The organism is Flammeovirga aprica JL-4, assembly GCF_012844305.1.
GTDB classification, from domain to species: Bacteria; Bacteroidota; Bacteroidia; order Cytophagales; family Flammeovirgaceae; genus Flammeovirga; species Flammeovirga aprica.
The window spans coordinates 1-853 of the sequence record NZ_JABANE010000328.1 but is presented as its reverse complement, the minus strand read 5'-3'; the positions used below and the strand labels follow the sequence as shown (position 1 = coordinate 853).

Genomic DNA, 853 nt, shown 5'->3' with positions numbered 1-853 from the left:
TTATACTTTTTACAAAATTCCTCTATCAATGGCAGCATAGTATGTCCCTCAAATTTATTCCCTTCAAAAATTTCATAAGCCAAAGGATAACCGTTTTTACTCACTAATAACCCTAAGATAATTTGAGGGTGTTGATGTTTTCCTTCTTTAGAAAAACCTGTTTTACGTAACTTATCTTGATTGTCTGTTTCAAAATATAATGTAGTCACGTCATAAAATGCAATAGAAACATTTCCTCCTAGAACACCTCTAGTATGTTCATAACTAATGTATTGTATAGTTTCTTTTTGTTCTCTATACAGTTTATCCAAATAACGGTAAATCTTGTTCTCATCAATATTTAAAGATTGGGTTAAAGCATAATACTGTGATGTAGCAAGCTTGCTTAAAGGATTTTCTAAGCGGGATAAAACTAGTAATCTAAATAAGTCATCTTCGATTTTATTGAAGCCTATCTGATTGAAAATAGGTGTAATTAGCAATGAAATACCAACAGATTTCAGTTCTGAAATCCCCTCTAAAACTTGATTTGCAATATTAGATTCGTTAGTGAAATCTAGCTCTTTTTGTTTTGTCTTTTTTTGTATCCATGACAAAGCTTCCTGCTCTAGTTGTTGTAAAATCTTAGGATCTTTACTAGCTCCGAAAGAATGTTCTACTTTATAAGTTCCACTAGACTTACTTATTACTTGAATACTAATTGAGCCACTTTTGTTCTTCTTTTTTCTTAGAAACATTATATTTCATATTGGATATTCACAAATGGGACACCCTGAAAATATAATAATTTTACGTAAAACACAGAATACATGAAAGTTATAAATGATTAACATTCATTACGAGGAACTCAGGA

General features: G+C 30.2%; 1 protein-coding gene. It reads right to left on the bottom strand.

What is annotated here, in order from left to right:
* The coding region (locus HHU12_RS34180) for an IS1634 family transposase (protein ID WP_169661185.1) at positions 1-737 on the bottom strand (737 nt) is incomplete at its 3' end.
* Positions 738-853: the final 116 nt, after the last annotated feature.